Annotated in this window: 30 protein-coding genes and 8 tRNA genes; 19 read left to right on the top strand and 19 right to left on the bottom strand. The window is 36.1% G+C overall.

Going from position 1 to position 24,034, the window contains the following annotated elements; all coding sequences use genetic code 11:
• The first annotated feature begins 52 nt into the window (after positions 1-52).
• Complete coding sequence (locus tag ORNRH_RS07525) at positions 53-439, top strand: RNA-binding S4 domain-containing protein (RefSeq protein WP_036601795.1); 387 nt, start codon at positions 53-55, stop codon at positions 437-439.
• On the opposite strand, the gene ORNRH_RS07520 is transcribed toward ORNRH_RS07525, so the two are convergent.
• The gene (locus ORNRH_RS07520; protein ID WP_014791268.1) at positions 436-954 is read right to left on the bottom strand and encodes a shikimate kinase; all 519 of its coding nucleotides are present in this window, start codon (positions 952-954) and stop codon (positions 436-438) included. The two genes, ORNRH_RS07525 and ORNRH_RS07520, sit on opposite strands and share 4 nt — an antisense overlap.
• A 105-nt stretch (positions 955-1,059) precedes the next feature.
• Here ORNRH_RS07520 and ORNRH_RS07515 point away from each other — a divergent pair.
• From ORNRH_RS07515 to ORNRH_RS07505, 3 genes are all read left to right on the top strand, one after another.
• Positions 1,060-1,132: transfer RNA gene (locus ORNRH_RS07515), tRNA-Lys, on the top strand.
• Between the two features lie 37 nt (positions 1,133-1,169).
• Positions 1,170-1,253, top strand: a tRNA-Leu gene (locus tag ORNRH_RS07510).
• A 37-nt stretch (positions 1,254-1,290) separates the two neighbouring features.
• Positions 1,291-1,363: transfer RNA gene (locus tag ORNRH_RS07505), tRNA-Lys, on the top strand.
• 503 nt (positions 1,364-1,866) lie between these two features.
• On the opposite strand, the gene ORNRH_RS07495 is transcribed toward ORNRH_RS07505, so the two are convergent.
• From ORNRH_RS07495 to rpsU, 18 genes are all read right to left on the bottom strand, one after another.
• The gene (locus ORNRH_RS07495) at positions 1,867-2,166 is read right to left on the bottom strand and encodes a DUF3467 domain-containing protein (RefSeq protein WP_014791266.1); all 300 of its coding nucleotides are present in this window, start codon (positions 2,164-2,166) and stop codon (positions 1,867-1,869) included.
• A 12-nt stretch (positions 2,167-2,178) separates the two neighbouring features.
• Positions 2,179-6,459, bottom strand: coding sequence for a DNA-directed RNA polymerase subunit beta' (gene rpoC / locus ORNRH_RS07490; protein WP_014791265.1), 4,281 nt, complete (start codon positions 6,457-6,459; stop codon positions 2,179-2,181).
• A gap of 46 nt (positions 6,460-6,505) precedes the next feature.
• The gene (gene rpoB / locus ORNRH_RS07485; RefSeq protein ID WP_014791264.1) at positions 6,506-10,351 is read right to left on the bottom strand and encodes a DNA-directed RNA polymerase subunit beta; all 3,846 of its coding nucleotides are present in this window, start codon (positions 10,349-10,351) and stop codon (positions 6,506-6,508) included.
• 158 nt (positions 10,352-10,509) lie between these two features.
• On the bottom strand, positions 10,510-10,887 hold the full coding sequence (gene rplL, locus ORNRH_RS07480) for a 50S ribosomal protein L7/L12 (RefSeq protein ID WP_014791263.1): 378 nt from the start codon (positions 10,885-10,887) through the stop codon (positions 10,510-10,512).
• Between the two features lie 47 nt (positions 10,888-10,934).
• The gene (rplJ, locus tag ORNRH_RS07475; protein WP_014791262.1) at positions 10,935-11,459 is read right to left on the bottom strand and encodes a 50S ribosomal protein L10; all 525 of its coding nucleotides are present in this window, start codon (positions 11,457-11,459) and stop codon (positions 10,935-10,937) included.
• Positions 11,460-11,477: 18 nt separating this feature from the next.
• Positions 11,478-12,167 carry a 50S ribosomal protein L1 gene (gene rplA, locus ORNRH_RS07470; protein WP_014791261.1) on the bottom strand — a complete coding sequence of 230 codons (690 nt, stop codon included), beginning with the start codon at positions 12,165-12,167 and terminating at the stop codon, positions 11,478-11,480.
• 14 nt (positions 12,168-12,181) lie between these two features.
• Entirely contained in the window at positions 12,182-12,622 is a 441-nt protein-coding gene (gene rplK / locus ORNRH_RS07465) for a 50S ribosomal protein L11 (RefSeq protein WP_014791260.1), read from the bottom strand.
• Between the two features lie 42 nt (positions 12,623-12,664).
• The gene (gene nusG, locus ORNRH_RS07460; protein WP_014791259.1) at positions 12,665-13,207 is read right to left on the bottom strand and encodes a transcription termination/antitermination protein NusG; all 543 of its coding nucleotides are present in this window, start codon (positions 13,205-13,207) and stop codon (positions 12,665-12,667) included.
• 17 nt (positions 13,208-13,224) lie between these two features.
• A complete protein-coding gene (gene secE / locus ORNRH_RS07455; RefSeq protein ID WP_014791258.1) occupies positions 13,225-13,419 on the bottom strand; it encodes a preprotein translocase subunit SecE in 195 nt (64 codons plus the stop codon).
• Between the two features lie 15 nt (positions 13,420-13,434).
• Positions 13,435-13,507, bottom strand: a tRNA-Trp gene (locus ORNRH_RS07450).
• 61 nt (positions 13,508-13,568) lie between these two features.
• A complete protein-coding gene (gene tuf / locus ORNRH_RS07445; protein ID WP_014791257.1) occupies positions 13,569-14,756 on the bottom strand; it encodes an elongation factor Tu in 1,188 nt (395 codons plus the stop codon).
• 47 nt (positions 14,757-14,803) lie between these two features.
• Positions 14,804-14,875, bottom strand: a tRNA-Thr gene (locus tag ORNRH_RS07440).
• A gap of 11 nt (positions 14,876-14,886) precedes the next feature.
• Positions 14,887-14,959, bottom strand: a tRNA-Gly gene (locus ORNRH_RS07435).
• A 107-nt stretch (positions 14,960-15,066) separates the two neighbouring features.
• Positions 15,067-15,149: transfer RNA gene (locus tag ORNRH_RS07430), tRNA-Tyr, on the bottom strand.
• Positions 15,150-15,166: 17 nt separating this feature from the next.
• Positions 15,167-15,240: transfer RNA gene (locus tag ORNRH_RS07425), tRNA-Thr, on the bottom strand.
• A gap of 138 nt (positions 15,241-15,378) precedes the next feature.
• The gene (gene hpf / locus ORNRH_RS07420; protein ID WP_014791256.1) at positions 15,379-15,678 is read right to left on the bottom strand and encodes a ribosome hibernation-promoting factor, HPF/YfiA family; all 300 of its coding nucleotides are present in this window, start codon (positions 15,676-15,678) and stop codon (positions 15,379-15,381) included.
• Between the two features lie 5 nt (positions 15,679-15,683).
• Positions 15,684-16,556, bottom strand: coding sequence for a site-specific tyrosine recombinase/integron integrase (gene xerA, locus ORNRH_RS07415; RefSeq protein ID WP_014791255.1), 873 nt, complete (start codon positions 16,554-16,556; stop codon positions 15,684-15,686).
• A gap of 62 nt (positions 16,557-16,618) precedes the next feature.
• Positions 16,619-16,813: a 30S ribosomal protein S21 gene (gene rpsU, locus ORNRH_RS07410; protein ID WP_014791254.1), complete on the bottom strand. Its 195-nt coding sequence runs from the start codon at positions 16,811-16,813 to the stop codon at positions 16,619-16,621.
• Between the two features lie 133 nt (positions 16,814-16,946).
• Here rpsU and ORNRH_RS07405 point away from each other — a divergent pair, with 133 nt between their 5' ends.
• The 15 genes from ORNRH_RS07405 (at position 16,947) to ORNRH_RS11960 (ending at position 24,015) form a co-directional block, all read left to right on the top strand.
• Entirely contained in the window at positions 16,947-17,192 is a 246-nt protein-coding gene (locus ORNRH_RS07405; protein WP_014790218.1) for a hypothetical protein, read from the top strand.
• A gap of 58 nt (positions 17,193-17,250) precedes the next feature.
• A complete protein-coding gene (locus tag ORNRH_RS12525) occupies positions 17,251-17,799 on the top strand; it encodes a hypothetical protein (protein ID WP_014791253.1) in 549 nt (182 codons plus the stop codon).
• On the top strand, positions 17,796-18,413 hold the full coding sequence (locus ORNRH_RS12520; RefSeq protein WP_014791252.1) for a hypothetical protein: 618 nt from the start codon (positions 17,796-17,798) through the stop codon (positions 18,411-18,413). Before ORNRH_RS12525 ends, ORNRH_RS12520 begins: the two co-directional genes overlap by 4 nt.
• A gap of 240 nt (positions 18,414-18,653) precedes the next feature.
• Positions 18,654-19,304 (top strand): hypothetical protein, encoded by a 651-nt coding sequence (locus ORNRH_RS07390; RefSeq protein ID WP_014790221.1) that lies wholly within the window; start codon positions 18,654-18,656, stop codon positions 19,302-19,304.
• Positions 19,305-19,311: 7 nt separating this feature from the next.
• The gene (locus ORNRH_RS07385; protein ID WP_014790262.1) at positions 19,312-20,079 is read left to right on the top strand and encodes a hypothetical protein; all 768 of its coding nucleotides are present in this window, start codon (positions 19,312-19,314) and stop codon (positions 20,077-20,079) included.
• A 20-nt stretch (positions 20,080-20,099) separates the two neighbouring features.
• Positions 20,100-20,264 carry a hypothetical protein gene (locus ORNRH_RS12335; RefSeq protein WP_014790223.1) on the top strand — a complete coding sequence of 55 codons (165 nt, stop codon included), beginning with the start codon at positions 20,100-20,102 and terminating at the stop codon, positions 20,262-20,264.
• A gap of 23 nt (positions 20,265-20,287) precedes the next feature.
• Positions 20,288-20,494 carry a hypothetical protein gene (locus tag ORNRH_RS12515; RefSeq protein ID WP_014791251.1) on the top strand — a complete coding sequence of 69 codons (207 nt, stop codon included), beginning with the start codon at positions 20,288-20,290 and terminating at the stop codon, positions 20,492-20,494.
• 13 nt (positions 20,495-20,507) lie between these two features.
• The gene (locus ORNRH_RS12510) at positions 20,508-20,708 is read left to right on the top strand and encodes a hypothetical protein (RefSeq protein ID WP_014791250.1); all 201 of its coding nucleotides are present in this window, start codon (positions 20,508-20,510) and stop codon (positions 20,706-20,708) included.
• Between the two features lie 3 nt (positions 20,709-20,711).
• Entirely contained in the window at positions 20,712-20,915 is a 204-nt protein-coding gene (locus ORNRH_RS07375) for a hypothetical protein (protein WP_014790225.1), read from the top strand.
• Positions 20,916-21,030: 115 nt separating this feature from the next.
• Positions 21,031-21,504 carry a hypothetical protein gene (locus ORNRH_RS07370; RefSeq protein ID WP_014790226.1) on the top strand — a complete coding sequence of 158 codons (474 nt, stop codon included), beginning with the start codon at positions 21,031-21,033 and terminating at the stop codon, positions 21,502-21,504.
• Complete coding sequence (locus ORNRH_RS11650) at positions 21,494-22,396, top strand: hypothetical protein (protein ID WP_014790227.1); 903 nt, start codon at positions 21,494-21,496, stop codon at positions 22,394-22,396. Before ORNRH_RS07370 ends, ORNRH_RS11650 begins: the two co-directional genes overlap by 11 nt.
• A gap of 3 nt (positions 22,397-22,399) precedes the next feature.
• Positions 22,400-23,137, top strand: a complete 738-nt coding sequence (locus tag ORNRH_RS12410; protein ID WP_014790264.1) for a hypothetical protein — start codon at positions 22,400-22,402, stop codon at positions 23,135-23,137.
• A gap of 17 nt (positions 23,138-23,154) precedes the next feature.
• Positions 23,155-23,328: a hypothetical protein gene (locus ORNRH_RS12330; protein WP_014790229.1), complete on the top strand. Its 174-nt coding sequence runs from the start codon at positions 23,155-23,157 to the stop codon at positions 23,326-23,328.
• Complete coding sequence (locus ORNRH_RS07355) at positions 23,321-23,806, top strand: hypothetical protein (RefSeq protein ID WP_014791249.1); 486 nt, start codon at positions 23,321-23,323, stop codon at positions 23,804-23,806. Before ORNRH_RS12330 ends, ORNRH_RS07355 begins: the two co-directional genes overlap by 8 nt.
• Positions 23,806-24,015, top strand: coding sequence for a hypothetical protein (locus tag ORNRH_RS11960; RefSeq protein WP_014791248.1), 210 nt, complete (start codon positions 23,806-23,808; stop codon positions 24,013-24,015). Before ORNRH_RS07355 ends, ORNRH_RS11960 begins: the two co-directional genes overlap by 1 nt.
• Positions 24,016-24,034: the final 19 nt, after the last annotated feature.

Below are 24,034 nucleotides of genomic sequence, written 5' to 3'. Positions count from 1 at the left end.
AATATATTTAAACTTTTAAGATTATATACAATTTATGGTACAAAATGTAAGTATGCGCATTGATAAGTTCTTATGGTGCGTACGCTATTTTAAAACCCGAAGCATCGCTACCGATGAGGTGAAGAAAAATCGTGTGTGGATAAATGATGAGGTAGCCAAACCATCTAAAGAAGTGCTGGTGGGCGATATTGTAAAGGTGAGAAAAAACCAAATTATTTATACTTTTGAGGTGCTACAAATTCCGCAAAGCCGTATGGGAGCTAAGCTGGTGAGCCTTCACATCAAAGACAGAACTGAAAAAGATCAACTAGATCTGCTCCAACTTCGTAAAGAAGCGCAAACGCATTATCGCAAAAAAGGTCTAGGGCGACCTACCAAAAAAGATCGCCGAGACTTAGATGACTTCATGTTTGATTTTGACGAAGAAGATGATTTTTAGCCCAACTTCAGTTTTTGGATGATTTCATCGGCTACTTGCTCAGGCGAAAGTCCTTGCGTATTGATAGTATATTTTGCCATTTGGTATTTGGGATTTCGCTCAAAAAGATGTTTTGCGATGAATTCAGGCAATTCATCATCAGACAAATGCTGAATTAGCGGGCGTTGTTCCTTGCCTTTTGCCAAGCGTTTTGCCAATTCAGCAGGCGATGCAAAGAGATAAAAACTCTCTGAACGCTCCAAAAGCAATTCCATGTTATTATAAAACATAGGTGCCCCACCACCTAGGCTTAAAATCATAGGCTCGGGAGATTGTAATAATTTCTCGAGCAATTGATTTTCTAATTTTCTGAAATAGATTTCGCCTTTTTGTTTAAAAATCTCAGAAATTTTAATTTTTTCAAAATTTTCTATTTCGTGGTCAAGATCTAGCCACTTGCACTGCAACTTCTCACTTAAGATACTGGCTACCGATGTTTTACCACTCCCCATATAGCCTACAAGAGATATCAACATATGTTCAATTTTAGGTTCAAAAATAAAAAAATATAAATTAAATCAAGAAAAAGTTTGCAGGTAAATTAAAAGTTTCTATATTTGCAGTCCAATTGCAAAACGCAAGACCTGGTAGCTCAGTTGGTAGAGCACAACACTTTTAATGTTGGGGTCCTGGGTTCGAGCCCCAGCCAGGTCACAAACAAAGTTCTTTTATTTGAAAATTTGATTTACAGGCTCACGTGGTGGAATTGGTAGACACGCCATCTTGAGGGGGTGGTGCCAGTATTGGTGTGCTGGTTCGAATCCAGTCGTGAGCACACAAAAAAAGAATTTATCGTTATCATTTTTTAGAATGACCTGGTAGCTCAGTTGGTAGAGCACAACACTTTTAATGTTGGGGTCCTGGGTTCGAGCCCCAGCCAGGTCACATATATTTTAATCCGTTTCATATTTTTTGGGACGGATTTTTTTGTTTTATACATTTTTCATTCTCTTCACCCTCACTCCTCCGACGAATATACAAAATATTGAATTTGCTATATTTTTCACCTTACTCGTTATTATCAAATAGCCTCAAAACTCTAACGGGATAAATAACATTTATTACTCTAACTAAGGCATATCATCTTTGTTTAAGTATAAAAACGTAATTTTAACCTAACTCCATTTTTAAATCTAGGCTTCAATGATTTTGAGCTTATTTAAAACAATCAACAATAAGTTCTGATTGGAGACACCACAAACTAAATTTAATCCATTACAAGGAACTATAACAGCGATTTCTTTCATCATTCTATTAAAGTTCATTGTATATTTTTTATTTCTTTGCCTTAATAAAAATCTTTCAGCTAAACACTCTAGTTCATTATTCAAACAATAAGGCGCGATGCAAAATGCATCGCGCCTTATTCTTATTACTGATTTTATGAATTAAGCCTCTCCTTGAACACCAAAGTTTGGTGCAGCTTCTGGCTCTTTAATCTCTCCAAATTGAGATTCAAAACGATTAATATTTTCAATCAAAGCCCCAGCTAATCTTTTAGCGTGGTAAGGAGTCAAGATAACTCTTGATTTCACTTGTGGCTTAGGCATTCCTGGCATCATTTGGATAAAATCTACCACAAACTCAGTGTTTGAATGATTGATCAAAGCCAAATTTGAATAAGTGCCTGATGCTGTTTCGTTATTGATTTCGATATCAAAGTTTTGTTGTTGGTTATTTTCGCTCATGATTTAAAATTTTTATTTTGTTGATTTTTTACTTTTTAATTCTTCGTATTCTTTTTGAGAACCTACAATCATATTTTGGTAAGCTTTAAGACCTGTACCTGCTGGAATTAAGTGACCTACAATCACATTTTCTTTCAATCCGTTCAAGTCGTCTACTTTACCAGCCACTGCTGCTTCGTTCAATACTTTTGTAGTTTCTTGGAATGATGCGGCAGAGATAAACGATTTAGTCTGTAATGCTGCTCTAGTGATACCTTGCAACACTGGCTCTGCTGTAGCTGGCATTGCATCACGAGCAACTACCAATTTAGCATCATCTCTACGAAGTTTTGAATTTTCATCTCTCAACTCACGAACAGAAACAATTTGTCCCGGTTTCAACACTTCACTATCTCCTGCATCTTCTACGACCTTCATTCCAAAGATTCTATCGTTTTCCTCGATAAAGTCGATTTTATGTTCCAAACTTGAATCTAAGAAACGAGTATCTCCTGCATCGATGATTCTTACTTTTCTCATCATCTGTCTTACGATGATTTCGAAGTGTTTATCATCAATTTTCACCCCTTGTAAACGATATACATCTTGGATTTCGTTTACTAAGTATTCTTGAACGGCAGTAGGCCCTTTAATATTCAAGATATCAGTCGGAGTAATTGCTCCATCAGACAACGGCATACCCGCACGGATAAAGTCGTTTTCTTGAACTAAGATTTGGTTTGAAAGTTTCACCAAGTATTTCTTGATTTCACCTGTACGAGATTCTACGATGATTTCACGGTTACCTCGTTTAACTTTACCAAAGCTTACCACTCCATCGATTTCAGAAACTACTGCAGGGTTTGATGGGTTACGCGCTTCGAAAAGCTCGGTCACCCTTGGTAAACCTCCCGTGATATCCCCTGATTTTGCAGAAGATCTTGGGATTTTCACCAATGTTTTACCCGCTATAATTTCTTCGCCATCGTCTACAATAAGGTGTGCACCTACTGGTAGGTTGTAAGATTTCTCTTCGCCACTCTTATCCACAACAATCAACGATGGGATTAATTTTTTATTTCTTGATTCAGAAATTACTTTTTCGGTAAATCCTGTTTGGTCATCTGTTTCTAATTGGAAAGTTTCACCTTGAGTTAAGTTTTCAAACTTAATTTTACCCGCAGTTTCTGCAATAATCACAGCGTTATAAGGGTCCCAAGAGTTGATTGCCTCTCCTTTAATTACTTTTTGTCCATCGCTTACATATAAAACTGAACCATAAGAAATGTTGTTTGTCATTACGACATCGCCATTTTTATTGATCAATTTCATCTCTGCGGTACGAGAAACTACCACTTTGATTGGTTCTCCTGCTTCATCTTTAGAATCTACTGTTCTTAATTCATCAAACTCTACAGTACCATCTTGTTTAGCTCTTAAAGTAGACTGCTCAGAAACGTTACCCGCAGTACCCCCTTGGTGGAATGTACGAAGCGTAAGCTGAGTACCTGGCTCACCAATTGATTGCGCTGCGATTACTCCTACAGTTTCTCCCATCTGAACTGGTTTACCAGTTGCAAGGTTTCTACCGTAACATTTAGCACAGATTCCTGATTTAGAATCACATGTTAAAGGAGAACGTACCTCGATTGTATCTACACCTGCAGCATCAATTTTAGCAGCGATTTCCTCATCAATTAATTGATCAGCTTCTACTAAAATATCTCCAGTTTCAGGGTCATATACATTTTGCAATGATGTTCTACCTAAAATTCTATCTTTTAGTGGCTCTATGATTTCATCATTTTTCTTCAATGCTGAAACTTCAAGACCTCTCAATGTACCACAATCTTCTTCGTTGATGATCACATCTTGAGAAACATCTACCAAACGACGAGTTAAGTAACCTGCGTCGGCAGTTTTCAACGCCGTATCCGCAAGACCTTTACGCGCACCGTGGGTAGAGATAAAGTATTCCAAGATTGATAAACCTTCGCGGAAGTTTGATACAATTGGGTTTTCGATAATGTCCCCTCCTGTAGAACCTGCTTTCTGCGGTTTTGCCATCAATCCACGCATACCACTCAACTGACGAATCTGCTCTTTGGAACCACGCGCTCCAGAATCAAGCATCATGAATACTGAGTTGAATCCTTGTTTGTCTTCACGCATACGCTTCATTACGATTTCAGTAAGGTTTGCGTTGGTGTTTGTCCAAACATCGATCACTTGGTTATAACGCTCGTTGTTGGTGATAAGACCCATGTTATAGTTTCCACGAATCGCATCTACTTCATCAATCGCATTTTGAATCATTTCTGATTTTTGCTCAGGAATTAAGATATCTCCCAATGAGAAAGAAAGTCCACCCTCGAATGCGTTCATGTATCCTAAGGTTTTCATTCTATCCAAGAATTTTGCAGTAGTAGGGAAATCTGTTTGTTTCAAAATGCTACCAATTACATTTCTCAAAGATTTTTTAGTTAAAACCTCGTTGATGTAACCTACTTCTTCTGGAACAATTTTGTTGAATAAAACACGACCTACAGAAGTTTCGATAAGCTTCATTTTGAACTCGCCGTCCTCTTTTACTCTTACCTTAACTTTGATTGGAGCGTTTAATTCAGCTTTTCCTTCGTTATATGCGATTTGTACTTCTTCGTCTGAATAGAAAGTTAAGCCTTCTCCAATTACTTTCTCCTCCTCGGTTGAATTTTTAATTTTGGTCATATAATATAGACCCAATACCATATCCTGAGAAGGTACTGCAATTGGCGAACCGTTTGCTGGGTTCAAAATGTTTTGAGAACCAAGCATCAATAATTGAGCTTCCAAAATTGCTTCTGGACCAAGTGGTAAGTGAACCGCCATCTGGTCACCATCGAAGTCGGCGTTAAACGCTGTACACGCAAGTGGGTGCAAACGGATTGCTTTACCTTCGATCAATTTTGGTTGGAATGCCTGAATACCAAGACGGTGCAAGGTAGGGGCACGGTTAAGTAGCACTGGGTGTCCTTTTAATACATTTTCTAAAATATCCCAAACTACTGGCTCTTTTCTATCAATAATCTTTTTAGCTGATTTTACCGTTTTTACAATTCCTCTTTCGATTAATTTTCTAACGATAAATGGCTTATATAGCTCAGCTGCCATATCTTTAGGCAATCCACACTCGTGCAATTCCAAATCTGGACCTACAACGATTACGGAACGAGCAGAATAATCCACACGCTTACCTAATAAGTTTTGACGGAAACGACCTTGCTTACCTTTCAATGAATCTGAAAGTGATTTCAATGGACGGTTACCATCAGCTTTTACGGCAGATGATTTTCTTGTATTGTCGAACAATGAATCTACGGCTTCCTGTAACATCCTTTTCTCGTTTCTCAAGATTACTTCTGGAGCTTTGATCTCCATCAATCTCTTCAAACGATTGTTTCTGATGATTACACGGCGGTATAAATCATTTAAATCTGAGGTAGCAAAACGCCCTCCATCTAGCGGAACTAATGGTCTTAATTCTGGTGGAATTACAGGGATTACTTTCATAATCATCCACTCTGGGCGGTTTACTTTTCCGTCTTGATTAGACTCTCTTAAAGACTCAACTACTTGAAGTCTTTTCAAAGCTTCGGTTCTTCTTTGTTTAGAAGTTTCGTGATTTGCTTTGTGTCTTAAGTCATAAGAAAGCTCATCTAAATCAATACGCTTTAATAATTCCTCTAAACATTCAGCTCCCATTTTAGCTACGAACTTATTAGGGTCTGAATCTTCTAAATATTGGTTTTCGATTGGTAAAGTTTCCATGATATCCAAATATTCTTCTTCTGTCAAGAAGTCCATTTGGTTAAGCTCTTCACCATCTGGTCTTTTAGCAATACCTGGCTGAATTACTACATAACGCTCGTAGTAAACAATCATGTCTAATTTCTTAGACGGGATTCCTAAAATGTATCCTAATTTGTTTGGTAGTGAACGGAAATACCAAATATGGGCTACTGGCACCACAAGGTTGATATGTCCAATTCTATCTCTTCGTACTTTTTTTTCGGTAACTTCTACCCCACAACGGTCGCAGACGATTCCTTTGTAACGAATTCTTTTATATTTTCCACAAGCACATTCGTAATCTTTTACTGGACCAAAAATTCTCTCGCAAAACAAACCGTCTCTTTCTGGCTTGTGCGTACGATAGTTGATGGTTTCTGGTTTTAAGACTTCACCATGTGAAGCTTGTAAAATGCTCTCTGGAGAGGCTAAACCAATTCTGATTTTATCGAATTTGCTAGTGTTGTTTTTATTTGTTGACATAGACTGATGCTATATATTATTTTAAATTAAATAAACGATGGTTTTCTTATTGTGGATTTTCATCTTCTGATGAAAGCAAATCAATATCTAAACCTAAACCTTTAAGTTCATGCAATAATACATTGAAAGATTCTGGAATACCTGGTTCTGGCATTGGATTACCTTTCACGATTGCATTGTAAGTATTGGCTCTACCTAGAACATCATCTGATTTCACAGTTAAAATTTCTCTCAAGATGTTAGATGCACCATAGGCTTCTAGTGCCCAAACCTCCATCTCTCCAAAACGCTGACCACCGAATTGTGCTTTACCTCCAAGTGGCTGCTGAGTAATCAATGAGTATGGACCGATAGAACGCGCGTGCATTTTGTCATCTACCATGTGACCTAGTTTCAACATGTAGATCACACCTACTGTTGCTTTTTGGTCGAATCTCTCTCCTGTACCACCATCGTAAAGATAAGTGGTTCCGTATCTTGGCACCCCTGCTTTGTCTGTTAACTCATTAATCTCTTTGATATGAGCTCCATCAAAAATAGGCGTTGCATATTTTTGTCCTAAGTTTCTACCTGCCCATCCGAGTACGGTCTCAAAAATCTGACCGATGTTCATACGAGAAGGTACCCCTAGTGGGTTCAATACAATGTCTACTGGCGTACCATCGGCAAGGAAAGGCATATCCTCATCTCTTACGATACGAGCTACGATACCTTTGTTACCGTGACGACCCGCCATTTTATCTCCAACTTTAAGTTTTCGTTTTTTAGCAATATAAATTTTAGCTAATTTCACGATACCTGAAGGCAATTCATCTCCCACAGAAATGGTAAATCTTTCTCTGTTCAATACACCTTGTAGGTCGTTGTATTTAATTTTGAAGTTGTGTAATAATTGTTTTACCAATTCGTTTAAGTGATCATCTGTTGTCCAGTTTCCACCTGTTAAGTTTTGGTAATCATCTACACTACTCAATAATTTTTGAGTGAATTTAGCTCCTTTTGGAATAATCTCCTCATTTAAGTCATTGAATACTCCTTGAGAAGTTTTTCCATTTAATAATTTATATAGTTTTTCTAGTAAAACTTCTCTTAACTCATCAAAGTTTTTCTGGAAGTCTTCGTCTAGTTTTTCAATCGTAATCTTATCCTTTGCTCTCTTGTTCTTATCTTTAATACTACGAGCAAATAATTTTTTATCAATTACTACACCTCTAAGCGATGGAGTTGCTTTCAATGAAGCGTCTTTCACATCACCTGCTTTGTCTCCAAAGATTGCACGAAGTAATTTTTCTTCTGGCGTAGGATCAGATTCACCTTTTGGAGTGATTTTTCCAATTAAGATATCTCCAGGTTTCACTTCTGCACCGATGCGGATCATACCATTTTCATCAAGGTCTTTAGTCGCTTCTTCCGATACGTTTGGAATATCGTTTGTAAGCTCCTCCATACCTAACTTGGTATCTCTCACATCCATAGTATATTCATCAATGTGAATTGAAGTAAACCAATCTTCTCTTACTGCTTTTTCAGAAATTACAATCGCATCCTCGAAGTTATATCCTTTCCAAGGCATGAATGATACAAGCAAGTTTCTACCTAAAGCAAGCTCTCCGTTTTCAGTAGCATAACCTTCGCATAAAACTTGCCCCTTTTGAACTTTGTCTCCAACTTTCACAATTGGCTTCAAGTTGATAGAAGTTCCTTGGTTAGTTTTTCTAAACTTAATTAAGTTATAAGTTTTCTCTGCTGGGTCAAAGCTTACGATATCTTGCTCTTCAGTTCTTTCGTATGCAATTACAATCTTACGGGCATCTACATAACGCACTTCTCCATTTCCTTCAGCATTGATTAAGATTCGGGAATCTCTAGCCACTGCACCTTCTAATCCTGTACCCACGATTGGTGCTTGAGGTTTTAATAATGGAACTGCTTGACGCATCATGTTAGATCCCATCAATGCACGGTTCGCATCATCGTGCTCCAAGAATGGAATCAATGAGGCTGAAATTGATGCAATCTGGTTTGGTGCCACATCCATTAAGTTTACTTCAGACGGATCTACAACAGGGAAATCACCATCTTCACGAGCAATTACACGATCGTTTAAAAATTTACCATGATCATCTAGCGGTGCATTTGCTTGCGCAATGATTTTATCTTCTTCCTCTTCTGCTGTTAAGTAAACTGGTTTCTTGTCTAAATCAACTACTCCGTTTTCAACAGTTCTATATGGAGTTTCTAAAAATCCCATACTGTTTACTTTTGCATACACACAAAGAGATGAAATCAAACCAATGTTTGGTCCCTCTGGTGTTTCAATCGGACAAAGTCTACCATAGTGAGTATAGTGAACATCTCGCACCTCGAAACCTGCTCTTTCACGAGAAAGACCTCCTGGTCCTAATGCCGACAAACGACGCTTATGCGTAACCTCAGACAATGGGTTTGTTTGATCCATGAACTGAGATAGCTGGTTTGTTCCAAAGAACGAATTGATAACAGAAGACAAGGTCTTTGCATTAATCAAATCAATTGGAGTAAACACCTCGTTATCTCTAACATTCATACGCTCACGAATTGTACGCGCCATACGGTTCAAACCAACACCAAATTGGTTTGCCATTTGCTCACCTACAGTTCTCACACGACGGTTAGACAAGTGGTCGATATCATCCACTTCAGCTTTAGAATTCACTAATTCTATTAAGTATTTAACGATAGAGATAATATCCTCTTTAGTTAAAACTTGAATATTTTCTGGAATATCTAAAGATAGTTTTTTATTTAATCTGTAACGACCAACTTCACCTAAGCTATATCGAGCGTCCGAGAAAAATAACTTATCGATAATACCACGAGCAGTTTCCTCATCTGGTGGCTCAGCGTTACGAAGCTGACGATAAATATACTCTACGGCTTCCTTTTCGGTGTTTGTTGGATCTTTTTGTAAAGTGTTTAAGATAATTGCGTAATCTTGAGCTTTGTTGTCTTCCTTATGCAAAAGGATAGTTTTAACACCCGCATCCAAAATCTCTTCGATGTGTTCTTTTTCAAGAATAGTTTCACGATCAAGAACGATTTCATTACGCTCAATAGATACCACTTCACCTGTATCTTCGTCTACGAAATCCTCGTGCCAAGTGTTCAATACACGAGCGGCTAAAGTTCTACCTAAAGCTTTAGTTAAATTAGCCTTAGTAGCTTTTACCTCCTCAGCTAAATCGAAGATTTCTAAAATATCTTTATCTCTTTCATAACCAATAGCTCTTAACAAAGTCGTAAGCGGAAGTTTTTTCTTACGATCAATGTAAGCATACATTACGCTATTAATATCAGTTGCAAATTCAATCCACGAACCTTTGAACGGAATGATACGAGAAGAATATAATTTTGTACCATTTGCGTGGAAAGATTGACCAAAGAATACCCCTGGAGAACGGTGTAATTGGGAAACGATAACTCGTTCCGCTCCATTAATTACAAAAGAACCGCTAGGAGTCATATATGGAATAGTTCCTAAATAAACATCTTGAACTACAGTTTCAAAATCTTCGTGCTCTGGATCTGTACAATACAGTTTTAAACGAGCTTTTAAAGGAACGCTATAAGTTAAACCTCTTTCGATACACTCTTGAATTGAGTAGCGTGGAGAATCCACAAAATAATCTAAAAATTCTAAAACAAACTGATTGCGTGTATCGGTGATTGGGAAGTTCTCTGCAAAAGTTTTAAAAAGACCTTCATTTTTTCGTTGGTCTGGTCTTGTTTCTAATTGGAAAAAATCTTCAAAAGACTTTAATTGAATATCCAAAAAATCTGGAATTTCCGCAACATCTTTTGCAGTGGAAAAATTAACTCTAGAATTATTTTTTGTCGCCAATTTCGTATGCATATTGGTTAATATGAAATTTAGTTTGCATTGTAAAAAAAGGGGGTTCTGCAATGCACCAGAACAAATGCGCTACTTAATACAAGTAACTAAAATGTAAAATAGGCTTAGACCTTTCACATGACGTGAAGGTCTAAACCTTGAATTTATTAATTAGTAAATTACTTAAGCTCTACTTCAGCTCCAGCTTCTTCTAATTGTTTTTTAAGAGCTTCTGCCTCATCTTTAGCAACTCCTTCTTTTACAGTTTGAGGAGCACCATCAACTAAGTCTTTAGCTTCTTTCAATCCTTTACCAGTTAATTCTTTAACCAATTTCACAACTGCTAATTTTGAGCTACCAGCTGATTTAAGGATTACATCGAATTCTGATTTTTCTTCAGCAGCATCAGCTCCTCCAGCAACTGCAGGACCAGCAACAGCAACTGCAGCAGCAGCTGGCTCGATACCATACTCTTCTTTAAGGATTTCAGCTAATTCGTTTACTTCTTTAACTGTTAAGTTTACTAATTCTTCTGCTAATTGTTTTAAATCTGCCATTTTAAATGTTTTTTTAAATTTTACTTATTATTAAATTGAGTGTTTTATTATTCTGAACGCTCACCAAGCGCTTTAACCAATCCAGAGATGGTTTGTCCACCACTTTGTAACTGAGAAAGAACAGTTTTAATTGGAGATTGTAGCAATGCCACAACATCTGCGATAAGCTCTTCCTTAGATTTAAGGTTAGATAATGCTTCAACTTTGTCGTCACCAACATAAACAGCTGAATCAATCCACGCACCTTTTAAGATTGGTTTTTCTGATTTTTTTCTAAACTCTTGAATTACTTTTGCAGGAGCATTTTCTTTTTCAGAAACCATGATTGCGGTATTCCCTTTAAGAGTAGCATACAACTCCTCATAATCTCTATCTTCAATGCTCTCCATTGCTTTTTGTAACAAAGTGTTTTTAACAACTCTAAGTTGAACACCTCTTTTAAAGCAAGCTCTTCTTAAGTTTGAAGTATCTGTTGAGTTTAATCCAGAAATATCTGATAAATAAACCGTATTTGTGCTACTTAGGACCTGAGTTAGGTCTTCTATCATTTGTGCTTTTTCTTCTCTTGTCATGCTTCGATTTATTTATGATTAAACACTTTTTGGATCTACTTGAACAGACTGACTCATAGTACTTGAAAGATAAATACTCTTCATATAAGTTCCTTTAGCAGCTGTTGGCTTCATTTTCAAAAGAGTTTGAATTAATTCTTTTGCATTTTCTTGAAGTTTTTCAGCCTCAAACGAAACTTTACCTATCACAGCGTGAACAATACCAGTTTTGTCTACTCTAAAGTCAATTTTACCAGACTTAACATCTGAAACTGCTTTAGCAACATCCATAGTCACAGTACCTGCTTTAGGGTTTGGCATTAAACCTCTAGGACCTAAGATTCTTCCCAATGGACCTAATTTACCCATTACAGCTGGCATAGTAACAATAACATCAACATCTGTCCAACCTTCTTTTATTTTAGTCAAATATTCGTCTAAACCTACATAGTCTGCACCTGCATTTTTAGCTTCTTGCTCTTTATCAGGAGTAACTAATGCTAATACTCGAACATCTTTACCTGTACCGTGTGGTAATGATACAACCCCACGCACCATTTGATTCGCTTTTTTAGGATCTACACCTAATCTTACTGCGATATCTACAGATGCATCAAAGTTTGCATTACTAATTTCTTTAACCAAAGCTGACGCTTCTTCTAAAGAATATACTTTTGATTTATCGTATTTAGCAGCTACTTCTTTTTGTTTTTTTGTCAATTTTGCCATAATCTTCTTTTTAATTATTCCGGTTTAGTCCCTCCTTTTACAGTTATACCCATAGAACGAGCTGTACCGGCAATCATTTTCATTGCAGATTCAACAGTAAAACAGTTTAAATCAGGCATCTTATCCTCAGCAATTGTGCGGATCTGATCCCACGAAACGTTCGCTACTTTTACACGGTTTGGTTCAGAAGACGCACCTTTTATTTTTGCAGCCTCTAGCAACTGAACTGCTGCTGGTGGAGTTTTAATTACAAAATCAAAAGATTTATCTTGATATACAGTAATTACAACTGGTAATACTTTACCCTGTTTTTCTTGTGTACGCCCGTTGAACTGCTTACAAAACTCCATGATGTTTACACCAGCAGCACCTAATGCAGGCCCTACAGGTGGCGAAGGATTCGCTTGCCCACCACGAACTTGTAGCTTTACAATTTTTTGTACTTTTTTTGCCATTTTAAATTTTTAAAAATTAAGCGTTATATATTTGGAAGCAGCCTAAATTTTCTCTACTTGCATGTAATTTAACTCAAGTGGTGTTTTTCTACCAAAAATAGATACCATCACTTTAAGCTTTCTTTTATCTTCGTTAAGATCCTCTATCACTCCATTAAAGTTAGCAAAAGGACCTTCAACTACCTTTATAGTTTCTCCTACTTGGTATGGGATATTTACAACATCTACATCTTCAGCCGCATCATCCATTCGTCCTAGCATACGATCAATTTCACTCTTACGCATAGGCACTGGATCTCCACCTTTAGTAGCACTCAAGAAACTAATTACTCCATTGATATTTTTAATAATATGAGGAACTTCTCCTACCAAGTTCACCTCAATCATAACATAACCAGGATAGAAAACTCTTTCTCTTTGAATTTTCTTCCCGTTTTTAATTTGAATAACTTTTTCGGTAGGAATCACAACCTGCCCCAAGTATTCTTCTAGACCTTGATATTTAATCTCGTCTTGAATAAGCTCTTTCACTTTATTTTCTCTACCACTAATGGTTTTTAAAACATACCATTTCATATCGCTCATAAGAATCGAGTTTTAAATTATTTCATTAGTTTATAAAAACCATTGATCGCATCACTAAATAGAGTATCTACTCCAAACAACAATACCGCTAATATGAGAGTACATATAGCGATCACAATAGTGGAAGATTGAAGTTCATTCCATTTAGGCCAGGTTACATGATGTGTAAACTCATTATAAGACCCTTTCAAAAAATCAACAATACCTTTCATGGAAATTTATATTAGCACGGGCGGTAGGGATCGAACCCACGACCTTTGGTTTTGGAGACCACTGCTCTACCAGCTGAGCTACGCCCGTATGATATAAGGTGTTTCTGCACTTAGGCAGAAAACACCTTTATATGCTTATTCTTATTTTATTAGTCTAAGATTTGAGTAACTTGTCCAGCACCTACTGTACGACCTCCTTCACGGATTGCGAAACGAAGACCTTCGCTAAGTGCGATTGGTTGGATCAATTCTACTTCGATAGAGATGTTATCTCCAGGCATAACCATTTCTACACCTTCTGGTAAGTGAATCTCTCCAGTCACGTCAGTTGTACGAACATAGAACTGTGGACGGTAGTTGTTTTTAAATGGAGTGTGACGTCCACCTTCTTCTTTTGTCAAGATATAAACCTCAGCTTTGAATTTTTTGTGAGGAGTTACAGAACCTTGTTTCGCGATAACCATACCACGACGGATTTCTGATTTCTCAATACCTCTTAACAATAGACCTACGTTATCACCAGCTTCACCTCTATCTAAGATCTTACGGAACATCTCTACCCCAGTAATAGTTGAAGTTAATTTCTCTTCCCCCATACCTACGATATCTACAGGATCACCAGTATTGATAACACCAGACTCGATACGACCAGTTGCTACAGTACCACGACCAGTAATTGAGAACACATCCTCGATCGGCATCAAGAAAGGCTTATCTTGATCTCTTTCTGGAATCTCAATCCAAGAGTCAACTTGATTCATCAACTCAGTAACAGACTCAACCCATTTAGCTTCACCATTCAAAGCACCTAAAGCTGAACCTTGAACTACTGGAGTATTATCTCCATCATATTCGTAAGATGACAACAAGTCACGAACTTCCATTTCTACAAGCTCCATCAACTCTTCATCGTCAACCATATCAGCCTTGTTTAAGAAAACAACGATGCGAGGTACGTTTACCTGACGACATAATAAGATGTGCTCTCTAGTTTGAGGCATTGGACCATCTGTAGCAGCAACCACAAGGATAGCACCATCCATCTGAGCAGCACCAGTAACCATGTTCTTAACGTAATCCGCGTGACCAGGACAGTCTACGTGAGCGTAGTGCCTGTTTGCAGTTTGATATTCTACGTGAGAAGAGTTAATTGTAATACCTCTTTCTTTTTCTTCTGGAGCATTATCGATTTGATCAAAAGCTCTTGCTTCTGAATAACCTAAATCAGCTAATACTTTAGTAATCGCAGCAGTTAAAGTAGTCTTACCGTGGTCAACGTGCCCGATAGTACCGATATTTAAATGCGGCTTGTCTCTGTTAAAAGTTTCCTTTGCCATGTCTTAAATAATTAAATTCTATTTGTGTTAAATTGATTCGACATTTGAGCCAATGACGGGATTTGAACCCGTGACCTCTTCCTTACCAAGGAAGCACTCTACCCCTGAGCTACATCGGCCAAAAGTTTTGAGCGGGAGACGGGACTCGAACCCGCAACATTCAGCTTGGAAGGCTGAAGCTCTACCAATTGAGCTACTCCCGCAGTTGACTTTTTATCAAAAAAAAGCAGTTGAATTACAAAATTATAATTACTGCTTCACTTAAGCAAATAAAAGATACCTTTTACTTTACTTTCCTTTAAAAAATCTGTGGGCAGAGAAGGATTCGAACCTCCGAAGTCGAAAGACAGCAGATTTACAGTCTGCCCTCGTTGGCCACTTGAGTATCTGCCCGAAAAATTAAGTTTAAGAGCCTCCAGAGGGACTCGAACCCACGACCTGCTGATTACAAATCAGCTGCTCTAGCCAACTGAGCTATGGAGGCGATTAATTCTCTTTAAACTTTATTCTAAAATTAAAAGAACAGTCCGTTGATTTGTTTTTCCTTATCAATCGGACTGCAAATATATAAACGATTTTTTATTCTACAAACTTTTTAGAGAAAAAATTTCATTTTTTTCAATTATTTTTTCGTCATTTTTTCTTTTTTCTTGATAACTAGCCTTTTAAGTGTATCCACAGAAAGGTTAATTACTTCTTCAAATGTTTGCCCATCTTTAGAAACTACGATATCATCACCTGGCACTTGAAGTCTCACCTCTACTATTTTGTTTTCTTTGCTATTATTGTTATCCAATTTTAGGAAGACATCTGCTGCCACAATTTGATCGTAAAATTGATCTAATTTTCCTAATTTCTCTTCTACAAATTCAACTAATTCATCTTTTGCGTTGAAGTTTACTGCTTGCAAATTTACTTTCATAATCTTTACTTTTTTTCGCGCGGGTGCGCTTTGTTAAACACTTTTTTTAATTGATTAATATCATTATGCGTATAAACTTGAGTCGAGGCTAAACTACTATGCCCCAAAATCTCCTTTACTGCGTTAATTTCTGCACCGTGACTCAGCATATTTGTAGCAAATGAATGTCTTAAAACATGCGGACTCACCTTTTTTTTATTGGTTACAAGTCTAAGGTACGAAATTACTATATTATAAACAAGTTTTGGATAAATTCTTTTCCCCCTTTCTGTGGTGAACAACGCTGCACAAGTTTTAGAAAATGGAGAGTTTTGAATTAAGGTCTTTACATGTTGCAACAATTCATCTCTCACCGGAATGATTCGCTCTTTATTTCTTTTTCCTAATACCTTAATTTGTTTCTGCTCAAAATCAATATCGCTGATGTTTATACCGATGAGCTCTGCGCGACGAATTCCTGTTTCGTACAAAAGTTGAATGAGGAGAAAGTCTCTATCGCCTATCCATGTTTCATCAAAAAATGAACGATTGAGCAATTGGTCTATTTCAGATTCGGAGATAGGAATATTTACTTCTTTTGGGAGTTTCAAGGATTTGATGTGGCTTGCAGGATTTTGTGAAATGTAATCTATATAGATCAGAAATTTAAAAAAACTGCGAATAGCACTCATTTTACGATTGATGGTCTTAGGTTTATTTCCTGCTTCGCTGAGCTGCATGAGGTAATTACGCAAATCTTTTTTATCTATATTTTTCCAGTTTTTTTTGATTTGTTGCACATAGGTTTCAAAATCAACCAAATCTCTCTGGTAAGATTCCACTGTGTGTTTGGAGTATCTGCGCTCTACACTTAAATATTCTAGGAAATTTTCAATCATAAAAAAAAAAACCATTTACCTCAAAGATAAATGGTTTTATACTATTAATAAAAATAAATTTATTATAATTCGTTTTTAGACTGCATTTTCTGCTTGTAAGAAGCACGAATAATTTCTTGACGTCTTAGAACTGAAGGTTTAGTGAACTGTTGTCTTTCTCTAAGTTCTTTAACGATTCTTGTTCTGTCGTATTTTCTTTTGTAGCGTTTCAACGCTCTTTCGATAGACTCGCCGTCTTTTACAGGTACTATTAACATATTTACATCTCTTTTATTTGGGACTGCAAATATATAAATATTTTTTAAAATACCATAAAAATCAATTTTTTATTTCAAAAACCTACATTCAAAACACAAATGCAACGCTTAAATAATTTAAAACTAAAAGCGTATGCAAAGAGAAGAAATCAGACCTTTTTTGGTAGTACAGAAGTTTGTACCCATTCCCGTAAATCATTTAGAACCTAAGCAGTACATATATGAATATGGTATTGTAGTACAGGTGTTGAAACAAGAAAATAATATTGAGGTATTATTTTCTGGTCGTTCGTGGATAACTTTTAAACCTAAGGATATTTTATATCATCGTGTGGCTGTGAAAAAAGAAGAAACCGATTTTTTTATAGAAAGCCGATAGGCTTTTGAGTGGGCTCGTCTCAAGTATCGGTAAAATCTAACGGCAAAAATCCCTGTAAATGCGACAATATCAAGAGGTTAATAATTATTATTTGTGTGAAAAGGTTCAGCTTAGACCTACTAGCCTATTGCATTATAGTTATGTGATGGACTTACGAAATTACGAAGTAGGCTATGCTCCTACTTTACGCCAAAATCTAAACAAGGAAAAAACAGAATTAGATGAGTTAAACGCACTAGATGATATTTCAGAGTTTGGTTCAATTGTTAAATATGCTGAAAAGTGTGTTGAGTTGTATAAGGAGAAACAACAAGAAGTGTATAATGAGAAAGGGCATGTTTTAAAGGATTTAGGAACGCTCTCGGATACTCAAGTAAGGAATATAAAGAAGTATGCTATTTTATTTGCTGACGCAACGAAATCAAACAAGGACAAATATTTATCTTTTGTAACCTTGACCTTGCCCAGTGCCCAAAAGCACCATGATAGAGTGTTGCGTAAAATACTTGCTAAGTATCTTGACCATTTAAAAAAGGTCTATGGTTTAAAAATTATCTCTGGAAAGCGGAGACGCAGAAGAATGGAAATATTCATTTTCATGTTTTGATTGATACGCAAATCCCTCGTGAGGATATTCAGCGCATATGGAACCAGTATATAAATAAATATGGTTATGTTGATAGATATTCTGAAAAGATGAACCGCTTAACGGCTAAAGAATATATGGCTAAGTATTCAAAAAATTATAAATCAGAAAAAGACTGCATACTAGCTTACCAGCGTAATAAAAAAATGGGTTGGAGCAATCCCCCAAGTACTAAAATTGAAACGCCAAAGAGTAAACGAAATATAGTTGCGTATGTGGTGAAATATCTATTAAAGCAAGAAGAAAATAAACGCCCAGTAATTGGTGCGGTGTGGGGCGCATCAAATAAGGTAAAAAAACTCAATTATTTAAATTTTGAAGTTAGCAGTTATTTAGAGGAGTTAAACCACTTGCGGGGAAAATTGGAGTATGTGCCTACTGCTATTCAATTTGTAGAGTTGTATAAAGGTAAAGTATATCAGATGATCCGCAAGGGATATAAAAAATTAAACGAGCATTTAAAAATTTATAATAAAGCCATAAGACAGTTATTAGATACCGATTTGAGTATAAATTTAGACCAGTTAATCCAATTAATTTATGAAAAACAATACACAGAACTTGCAAATAATTAGTGCTAAGGAGCTAGCTAATTATTTAGGCGTAAGCTATTCCACTGCACGCATGATAAAAAAAGATATTTTAAGCCACTATAAAAAGAAATATCTAACGCTAAAGCTCGTAAAAAAATATTTTGATGATTAGTGTCAAAAATTGGTATAAATCGCTTAAAAGTGGTAAAAATCGCTAGATTTTAAAAAGTGCTTTTGCATGCTTAATATCTTTGTTTCAGAAATTTAAAATAAGATATAAAAATGAGAGTAACATTAGCAAAAGCAACCGAGGTGCTGGAAGTTAAGGAAAGTGCAGCGGGTTTGATTTTAAAAGGTAATTCAAGTACCGATTTCGGACAGGTGCAAATTGAGTCTTACCTAGTAGATGAAACCTTTACTAAAAAGGTTTTGGTGCCAAAGATGAGCGTTAAGCTATTTACAGAATTGTTGGGCGTTCATTTTGTTAAATTGCAAACAACAATTGGTAGCGACAAAGTAGCGGTAATTCCTTTTTCTAAATCTGGAAGTTTGCCATTAGGTGACAAAACTTACATTGAGTTCCATGTATCGGGTGGACAAGCACAGAATGTAACTGCAGAAACATTTGAGGCTATTGGAAGTGCAGAGCCTATTTATGTGCAACAAGTGAAGCTTGACCAAAATATATCTGTAAAGGATGTTGATGTATTAGCATTTGATTATTTGGTAGCTGAAAAGACACCAAATGAATTGCAAGTTATCAATGCACAGGGCAAAACAAGGATTTCGCAACTACAACTTGATTATGCAAAAAATGCAAGGATTGATGAGTTATCGAAATTACCTGCATTGGATTTAACAGGCTTATACACCTTAGCAGTGTATAAAAATGTAGGAGAAGAATTTACATTCTATTTGTTAGACGCAAAATAATATTGAAATGATTGGAGCAGTAACAGCGGTAAGTAGTTTAATTGGAAGTGTGGGGGGCGGTAACGCCTCCGGCTCCTCTCTTGGTCAATTTGGAGGAAAGATAGTAGGCGGTGTATTAAGTAAGATAACTGGGGGGTTAGATAGCGTTTTGGCAAACGGCTTTGATTTGCATTGTTGGGGCTCGAGCTGGTCGCCTAGTAGAGCGATGAAAGAAGGAACCACAATCGTTGAATGGATTATTGAACAATCTGGGTTTACTAAGGTAGCCAGTGCTGACAATTTTAATAAGGCGTTACTTTATTTAAAAGTTTGTGCAAGTGGTTTTCCATGGGGAAAAGATTGTACGCGTAAAGGTACCGAGGCACTAGCTGCAATGATAACAGAGGCATATGGTAGAATGCTGAAAGAGTATCAGACAAGATTTACTTATGTTGGTGATAAGGAATATCCAAAAGGAACTGATGTAAACTTAAATTTCCCATTCCGTGACACTTCAAGAGGGGATGCCGTGAGTAAGGAAGTTTTGCGCGTGCCATTCTTTAGAGAAAAAACAGATGCTGAAAGACAAGCAGATAGCCAAGCAGGTTCATCGGATTACAGACCTAGTAAGGATCAAACACTTAAAACAGGAATGCCTACAGAAGGTGCGTATCCTGCGGTAACAGACGGGGAGGTATATGGAAAAGCTACTGGACATGTTGGGCGAAATGACAATAACATTTTGTATTTATTACTAGGAGGGGCATTGATTTATTTATTAACAAAGAAAAAATAACATTTAAAAACAAAATAAAGATGAAAGAATTAATAACAAAAGTTGATAGTTTTTTACTAAAGCCATTAAGTGGTAATGGTGCAGGGACAAGTATTGCGACCTTTTTGGTTTTAGGATTGGGAGCAGTGATTTTATCCGTGTACATGGGCTGGATTAAAATCAAAGGAAAAAGAAGAGGCTGGTAATTATTAACTAAAAAAGTATAGAAATGGCGTATAATAATGGATATAGTAATGGTTGGGGTGGAAATCCCAACCCTAATTTTAACCGAGGTTATGACCGAGGTTATAATAATCAGAGACAACCTAAAAAACATTCTGGGGCTAAAGCTGGACAATCCAAGAATGGAAGGTTTTATGTTACGGCTTGGAATTATTCAAAGCAAAGAGGTATGATAACTGTTAAAGCAATTTGAAAACTCTAAGAGTGTGCGTTCAGAGTCTCCAAACACTGGAAATAGATTTATAACTATGATGTTTGAGGCTTTCTATAAAAAGACTGGCGCAAAGGTTTTAGAAATAGCAAGTTTCAATGTGAATACTGGAAAAGTGTATTTGCAAAAGCTGGGAATGGTAATTTCAACTAAAGCACCTAATGGTGGATATTTCGGACAAATTAAAACTAGATAAGTTATGTTTAAACAATTGAAAGGATTATTTAAATCATTGCCGTTGTTATTGAAGTATGTACAATGTGCAAAAATATGTTTGCATCATGCGCACGAGGCAAAAAAAGAGATAGATACACTCTTTGATGATGTGGAGGGTAACGAGCCAGAGTACTTGAATGAAGAAGAACTTGCGGGTGTTCCTACGGATAAGGAACATATGTGGTAAAATATTGAGAGATGACAAGTAAATTAATTACAAGTGTTTTAATTGCAGTGGTTTACATTGGAATGATTATGTTATCAGATGTGTTGAAGGACCACATTAAAGATAGTTTTAAAGGATGAAGTTTTTAAGTGATTTGATGAAGAATAGTAAGCTATTGGCGTTATCGCTGATAGCTTTTATAATATTTTTGTTAGTTCGTAGATTTAATAGAGTTGTAACTGTTGTTAAACAAAAAATGGAGGATGCAAAGCCTTTGGTTTTAAAGGAAAAAACTACAGAACAGTTTGTGAAGACAAATTTTAGATTTTGGTCTGAAATGTTTAAAATGTTTTTTTCGGTTGGATCCTTTGACCCTTATTATGTTACACATGGTGTAAGAACGTTTAAAACTCCATTGGAATATGGGATAGAGTTGGGGAAAAGTATTGTTCCAATTAAGACAAAACCAAAGTTAAACAATCAACCTAAGAGCTCCGCACCAAGTCCAAAGTTAAATAATCAACCTAAGATACCCGCACCAAAACCAAAGCTTCACCCAGAGTGGCAAAAGGTTTTGGATAAATTTAATAAATCGTTATATGGGCAATAAGAGAAGAAATAAAAGAAGAGATAAAAAAATGACATATTTAAAAGCAATTGCCCTGCTAGCTGGAAGTTGGTGGGCTTATAAAATATCAAAACCAAAGTCTAAAGTTGAGTTTGGAGAATTGGAACTAGTGGGCGTTGATATTCCAAATACAGAGAGTGAGACTAAAAGTGTTTTATCTATGCTTTTAGTACCTAATGGATTGAGATTTGCCAAAGGATATAATTCATATGCTGATTGGGGTTATACTTTGTTTGATATATTAATAAATCAAATTAAAAGTGGTGATTTGTTGATAAATCAAGCATCTTATATAATGGCTACAGCATATCATGAAATGGGTCAATTTAGTTTATTGCGTGAGCGTTATAATGATAAAATTTCTGTTTTGAAGAAAACGCTTAAAGGGGATAAATTAAGGGAGTTTAACGAGTTTTTGAAGATTGCAGATACATTTGGTGTTAGTGCTGAAAAGGCTGTGTACATGGAGTGGAAGTATGGCGTACAATCTTGGTGTTATAATCCAGCTAGTAGAAGAAAGAATTTAAGTAATAAATATAAAGGTGATGGAGCTCGTTTTTTTGGTCGTGGATATTGCCAGTGGACTGGTAGGCATTTATATACTAAGTTTAAAGAGTTTTCTGGTGTAGATGTTTTGTCAAATCCAGATTTAATAGTAAATGATAAGCGTTTAAATGCTTTAATGACCATAAAAATGATGATGGCTGATAAACCTAATAATTTAACGGGTGTTTCTTTAAAGCTTTATTGTAATGAAAATAAAACAGATTATTACAATGCAAGAAGGGTTGTTAATTCTACAGATAGAGCAAAAGATATAGCCTCTTATGCTCAAAAGTTTGAAAATGTTTTTAATTCTTATTTAAAAAAATAGGTTATGACACAGCGAGAAAAAAGAAAAATTAAGTTTTGGTTATTCATCTTTTTAATAATCTATCTATTATTTAGATTGACCAAAAAGACGAGTATAAAGGAGAAAGTAAGCACAGGAGATAATTCCTTGTTGCCACTGGATACAAATAAATTCAAGGAACCTGTGAGTTTGCCCAAAGTAGAAAAACCAAAGTTTGATAAGGTTTTTGCAAAAGGCGGTTCTGCAGTGAGAAATGAAAAAGCATTTAGTCAAAAAGTTGATGATATGATGCAATCAGAAAAACAGAAGGGAAAAATACCAGTAAAAAGTGATGTGGTTAAAAAACTGCAGGAGGAGCAGGCAAATGATTTTTGTTCTGAATGTGAGGAAGAAAAGAGAAGGGAGCAGGAAGAAAGAAAGCGTAAAGAACAAGAAGAAATTAGAAAGAAGTTGCTTGAGAAGAAAAATAATTGCAACCAAATAAGTGAAGTTCCTGTAAAATTTCATTATGATTGTGAGGAGCCCGAGAAAGTTAAAATAACTGGCATGGGTGGACTTGCTCTATTTAGAATGCCATCAACTGGGCATTGCAGGGTATTAAATTTATATGGTGAAACTACACGTGTAATTCAGAGTTATAATGATGGGGAAAAAGAATATCTTGTTGAGCATGGGCATTATATAGATTTGTTGGGATATGTAAAGGCGCAGGTTTCAAATATTCAGCTTGATAGTAATGGGGGTTTTGAACAATTGAGTTAAACAAAAAATAAAGAGATATGACAAATTTTGTAGATAGGACAAAGATTTATAGTATATTAGGATTTACGGGGGCGGTTTCGTTTGATGAGCTAAAACCGCTTCTAGCAAGTTTATTGGCTATTGTGCTTGATTTTGCGTATAGCTTTGCAAAAAAGAAAATTAAAGATTTAAAAGATAAAAAAGATGAGTGATTGTGTGATAGTTATTGATAATAGAAAGTTTAGGAGTGAGCTTTTGTGTCGAGAGGTTTCTACAATTGATTTATCGGATAATTGTTATTATCAAGTAGGTCCATATTTTTATACCGCTAATGCATTTAGGCGTTATTTGATTGACAAGTCTGATTATGTTATTTATAAAAGGTTGATACCATTGGACGGAGAACCTGTGAAAGATTTACCAAATTTTATAGATGGATATGATTCAAATTCAGCGATTTTGTTAAGTTATAATGTTGGAACTTTTTATGATGGTTTTGTTGTAACGAAGAATAAAAACGGATATCACTTTAGAAATAGTACTAGTAAATTTGTTGGGGTCTATCTTGATGTATCGGACGCGTATAGTCATGCAGTTTGCGAATTAGAGCCAGGACAAGAGTATCATTATGCAGGTACTGGACCTTTCCTGTTGTATGACGCAGAAGAGGAGATTAAAGGTGTTGAGTAATGAGCCATAAAAATGATTATTCGTGTATAGTTTTCGGAGCCTTTGGAGTGTTCAAAATGCAATATGTGCACGATTTACACAGGTTCAGCAAGTGGCTTGATAGTTCCAAGTTTAGAGATTGGAAATATTTTAATGTGTATGACCGTAGGACTGGGGAGTATTTAAGACGCTTCTACAATGGAAACTATATACCAAGATTTTTAAATTAATTTGTTTGTTTTGAATAAT

The sequence above is a fragment of the Ornithobacterium rhinotracheale DSM 15997 genome (assembly GCF_000265465.1).
Lineage (GTDB): Bacteria > Bacteroidota > Bacteroidia > Flavobacteriales > Weeksellaceae > Ornithobacterium > Ornithobacterium rhinotracheale.
This window is presented reverse-complemented; position numbering and strand designations above follow the sequence as displayed.

Bases quoted from the DNA above. Each gene is read 5' to 3' on its own strand.
- ORNRH_RS07525 (WP_036601795.1), top strand. From the start codon at position 53: ATGCGCATTGATAAGTTCTTATGGTGCGTACGCTATTTTAAAACCCGA.
- ORNRH_RS07520 (WP_014791268.1), bottom strand. From the start codon at position 954: ATGTTGATATCTCTTGTAGGCTATATGGGGAGTGGTAAAACATCGGTA.
- ORNRH_RS07495 (WP_014791266.1), bottom strand. From the start codon at position 2,166: ATGAGCGAAAATAACCAACAACAAAACTTTGATATCGAAATCAATAAC.
- rpoC (WP_014791265.1), bottom strand. From the start codon at position 6,459: ATGTCAACAAATAAAAACAACACTAGCAAATTCGATAAAATCAGAATT.
- rpoB (WP_014791264.1), bottom strand. From the start codon at position 10,351: ATGCATACGAAATTGGCGACAAAAAATAATTCTAGAGTTAATTTTTCC.
- rplL (WP_014791263.1), bottom strand. From the start codon at position 10,887: ATGGCAGATTTAAAACAATTAGCAGAAGAATTAGTAAACTTAACAGTT.
- rplJ (WP_014791262.1), bottom strand. From the start codon at position 11,459: ATGACAAGAGAAGAAAAAGCACAAATGATAGAAGACCTAACTCAGGTC.
- rplA (WP_014791261.1), bottom strand. From the start codon at position 12,167: ATGGCAAAATTGACAAAAAAACAAAAAGAAGTAGCTGCTAAATACGAT.
- rplK (WP_014791260.1), bottom strand. From the start codon at position 12,622: ATGGCAAAAAAAGTACAAAAAATTGTAAAGCTACAAGTTCGTGGTGGG.
- nusG (WP_014791259.1), bottom strand. From the start codon at position 13,207: ATGAGCGATATGAAATGGTATGTTTTAAAAACCATTAGTGGTAGAGAA.
- secE (WP_014791258.1), bottom strand. From the start codon at position 13,419: ATGAAAGGTATTGTTGATTTTTTGAAAGGGTCTTATAATGAGTTTACA.
- tuf (WP_014791257.1), bottom strand. From the start codon at position 14,756: ATGGCAAAGGAAACTTTTAACAGAGACAAGCCGCATTTAAATATCGGT.
- hpf (WP_014791256.1), bottom strand. From the start codon at position 15,678: ATGAAAGTAAATTTGCAAGCAGTAAACTTCAACGCAAAAGATGAATTA.
- xerA (WP_014791255.1), bottom strand. From the start codon at position 16,556: ATGATTGAAAATTTCCTAGAATATTTAAGTGTAGAGCGCAGATACTCC.
- rpsU (WP_014791254.1), bottom strand. From the start codon at position 16,813: ATGTTAATAGTACCTGTAAAAGACGGCGAGTCTATCGAAAGAGCGTTG.
- ORNRH_RS07405 (WP_014790218.1), top strand. From the start codon at position 16,947: ATGCAAAGAGAAGAAATCAGACCTTTTTTGGTAGTACAGAAGTTTGTA.
- ORNRH_RS12525 (WP_014791253.1), top strand. From the start codon at position 17,251: ATGCGACAATATCAAGAGGTTAATAATTATTATTTGTGTGAAAAGGTT.
- ORNRH_RS07390 (WP_014790221.1), top strand. From the start codon at position 18,654: ATGAGAGTAACATTAGCAAAAGCAACCGAGGTGCTGGAAGTTAAGGAA.
- ORNRH_RS07385 (WP_014790262.1), top strand. From the start codon at position 19,312: ATGATTGGAGCAGTAACAGCGGTAAGTAGTTTAATTGGAAGTGTGGGG.
- ORNRH_RS12335 (WP_014790223.1), top strand. From the start codon at position 20,100: ATGAAAGAATTAATAACAAAAGTTGATAGTTTTTTACTAAAGCCATTA.
- ORNRH_RS12515 (WP_014791251.1), top strand. From the start codon at position 20,288: ATGGCGTATAATAATGGATATAGTAATGGTTGGGGTGGAAATCCCAAC.
- ORNRH_RS07375 (WP_014790225.1), top strand. From the start codon at position 20,712: ATGTTTAAACAATTGAAAGGATTATTTAAATCATTGCCGTTGTTATTG.
- ORNRH_RS07370 (WP_014790226.1), top strand. From the start codon at position 21,031: ATGAAGTTTTTAAGTGATTTGATGAAGAATAGTAAGCTATTGGCGTTA.
- ORNRH_RS11650 (WP_014790227.1), top strand. From the start codon at position 21,494: ATGGGCAATAAGAGAAGAAATAAAAGAAGAGATAAAAAAATGACATAT.
- ORNRH_RS12410 (WP_014790264.1), top strand. From the start codon at position 22,400: ATGACACAGCGAGAAAAAAGAAAAATTAAGTTTTGGTTATTCATCTTT.
- ORNRH_RS12330 (WP_014790229.1), top strand. From the start codon at position 23,155: ATGACAAATTTTGTAGATAGGACAAAGATTTATAGTATATTAGGATTT.
- ORNRH_RS07355 (WP_014791249.1), top strand. From the start codon at position 23,321: ATGAGTGATTGTGTGATAGTTATTGATAATAGAAAGTTTAGGAGTGAG.
- ORNRH_RS11960 (WP_014791248.1), top strand. From the start codon at position 23,806: ATGAGCCATAAAAATGATTATTCGTGTATAGTTTTCGGAGCCTTTGGA.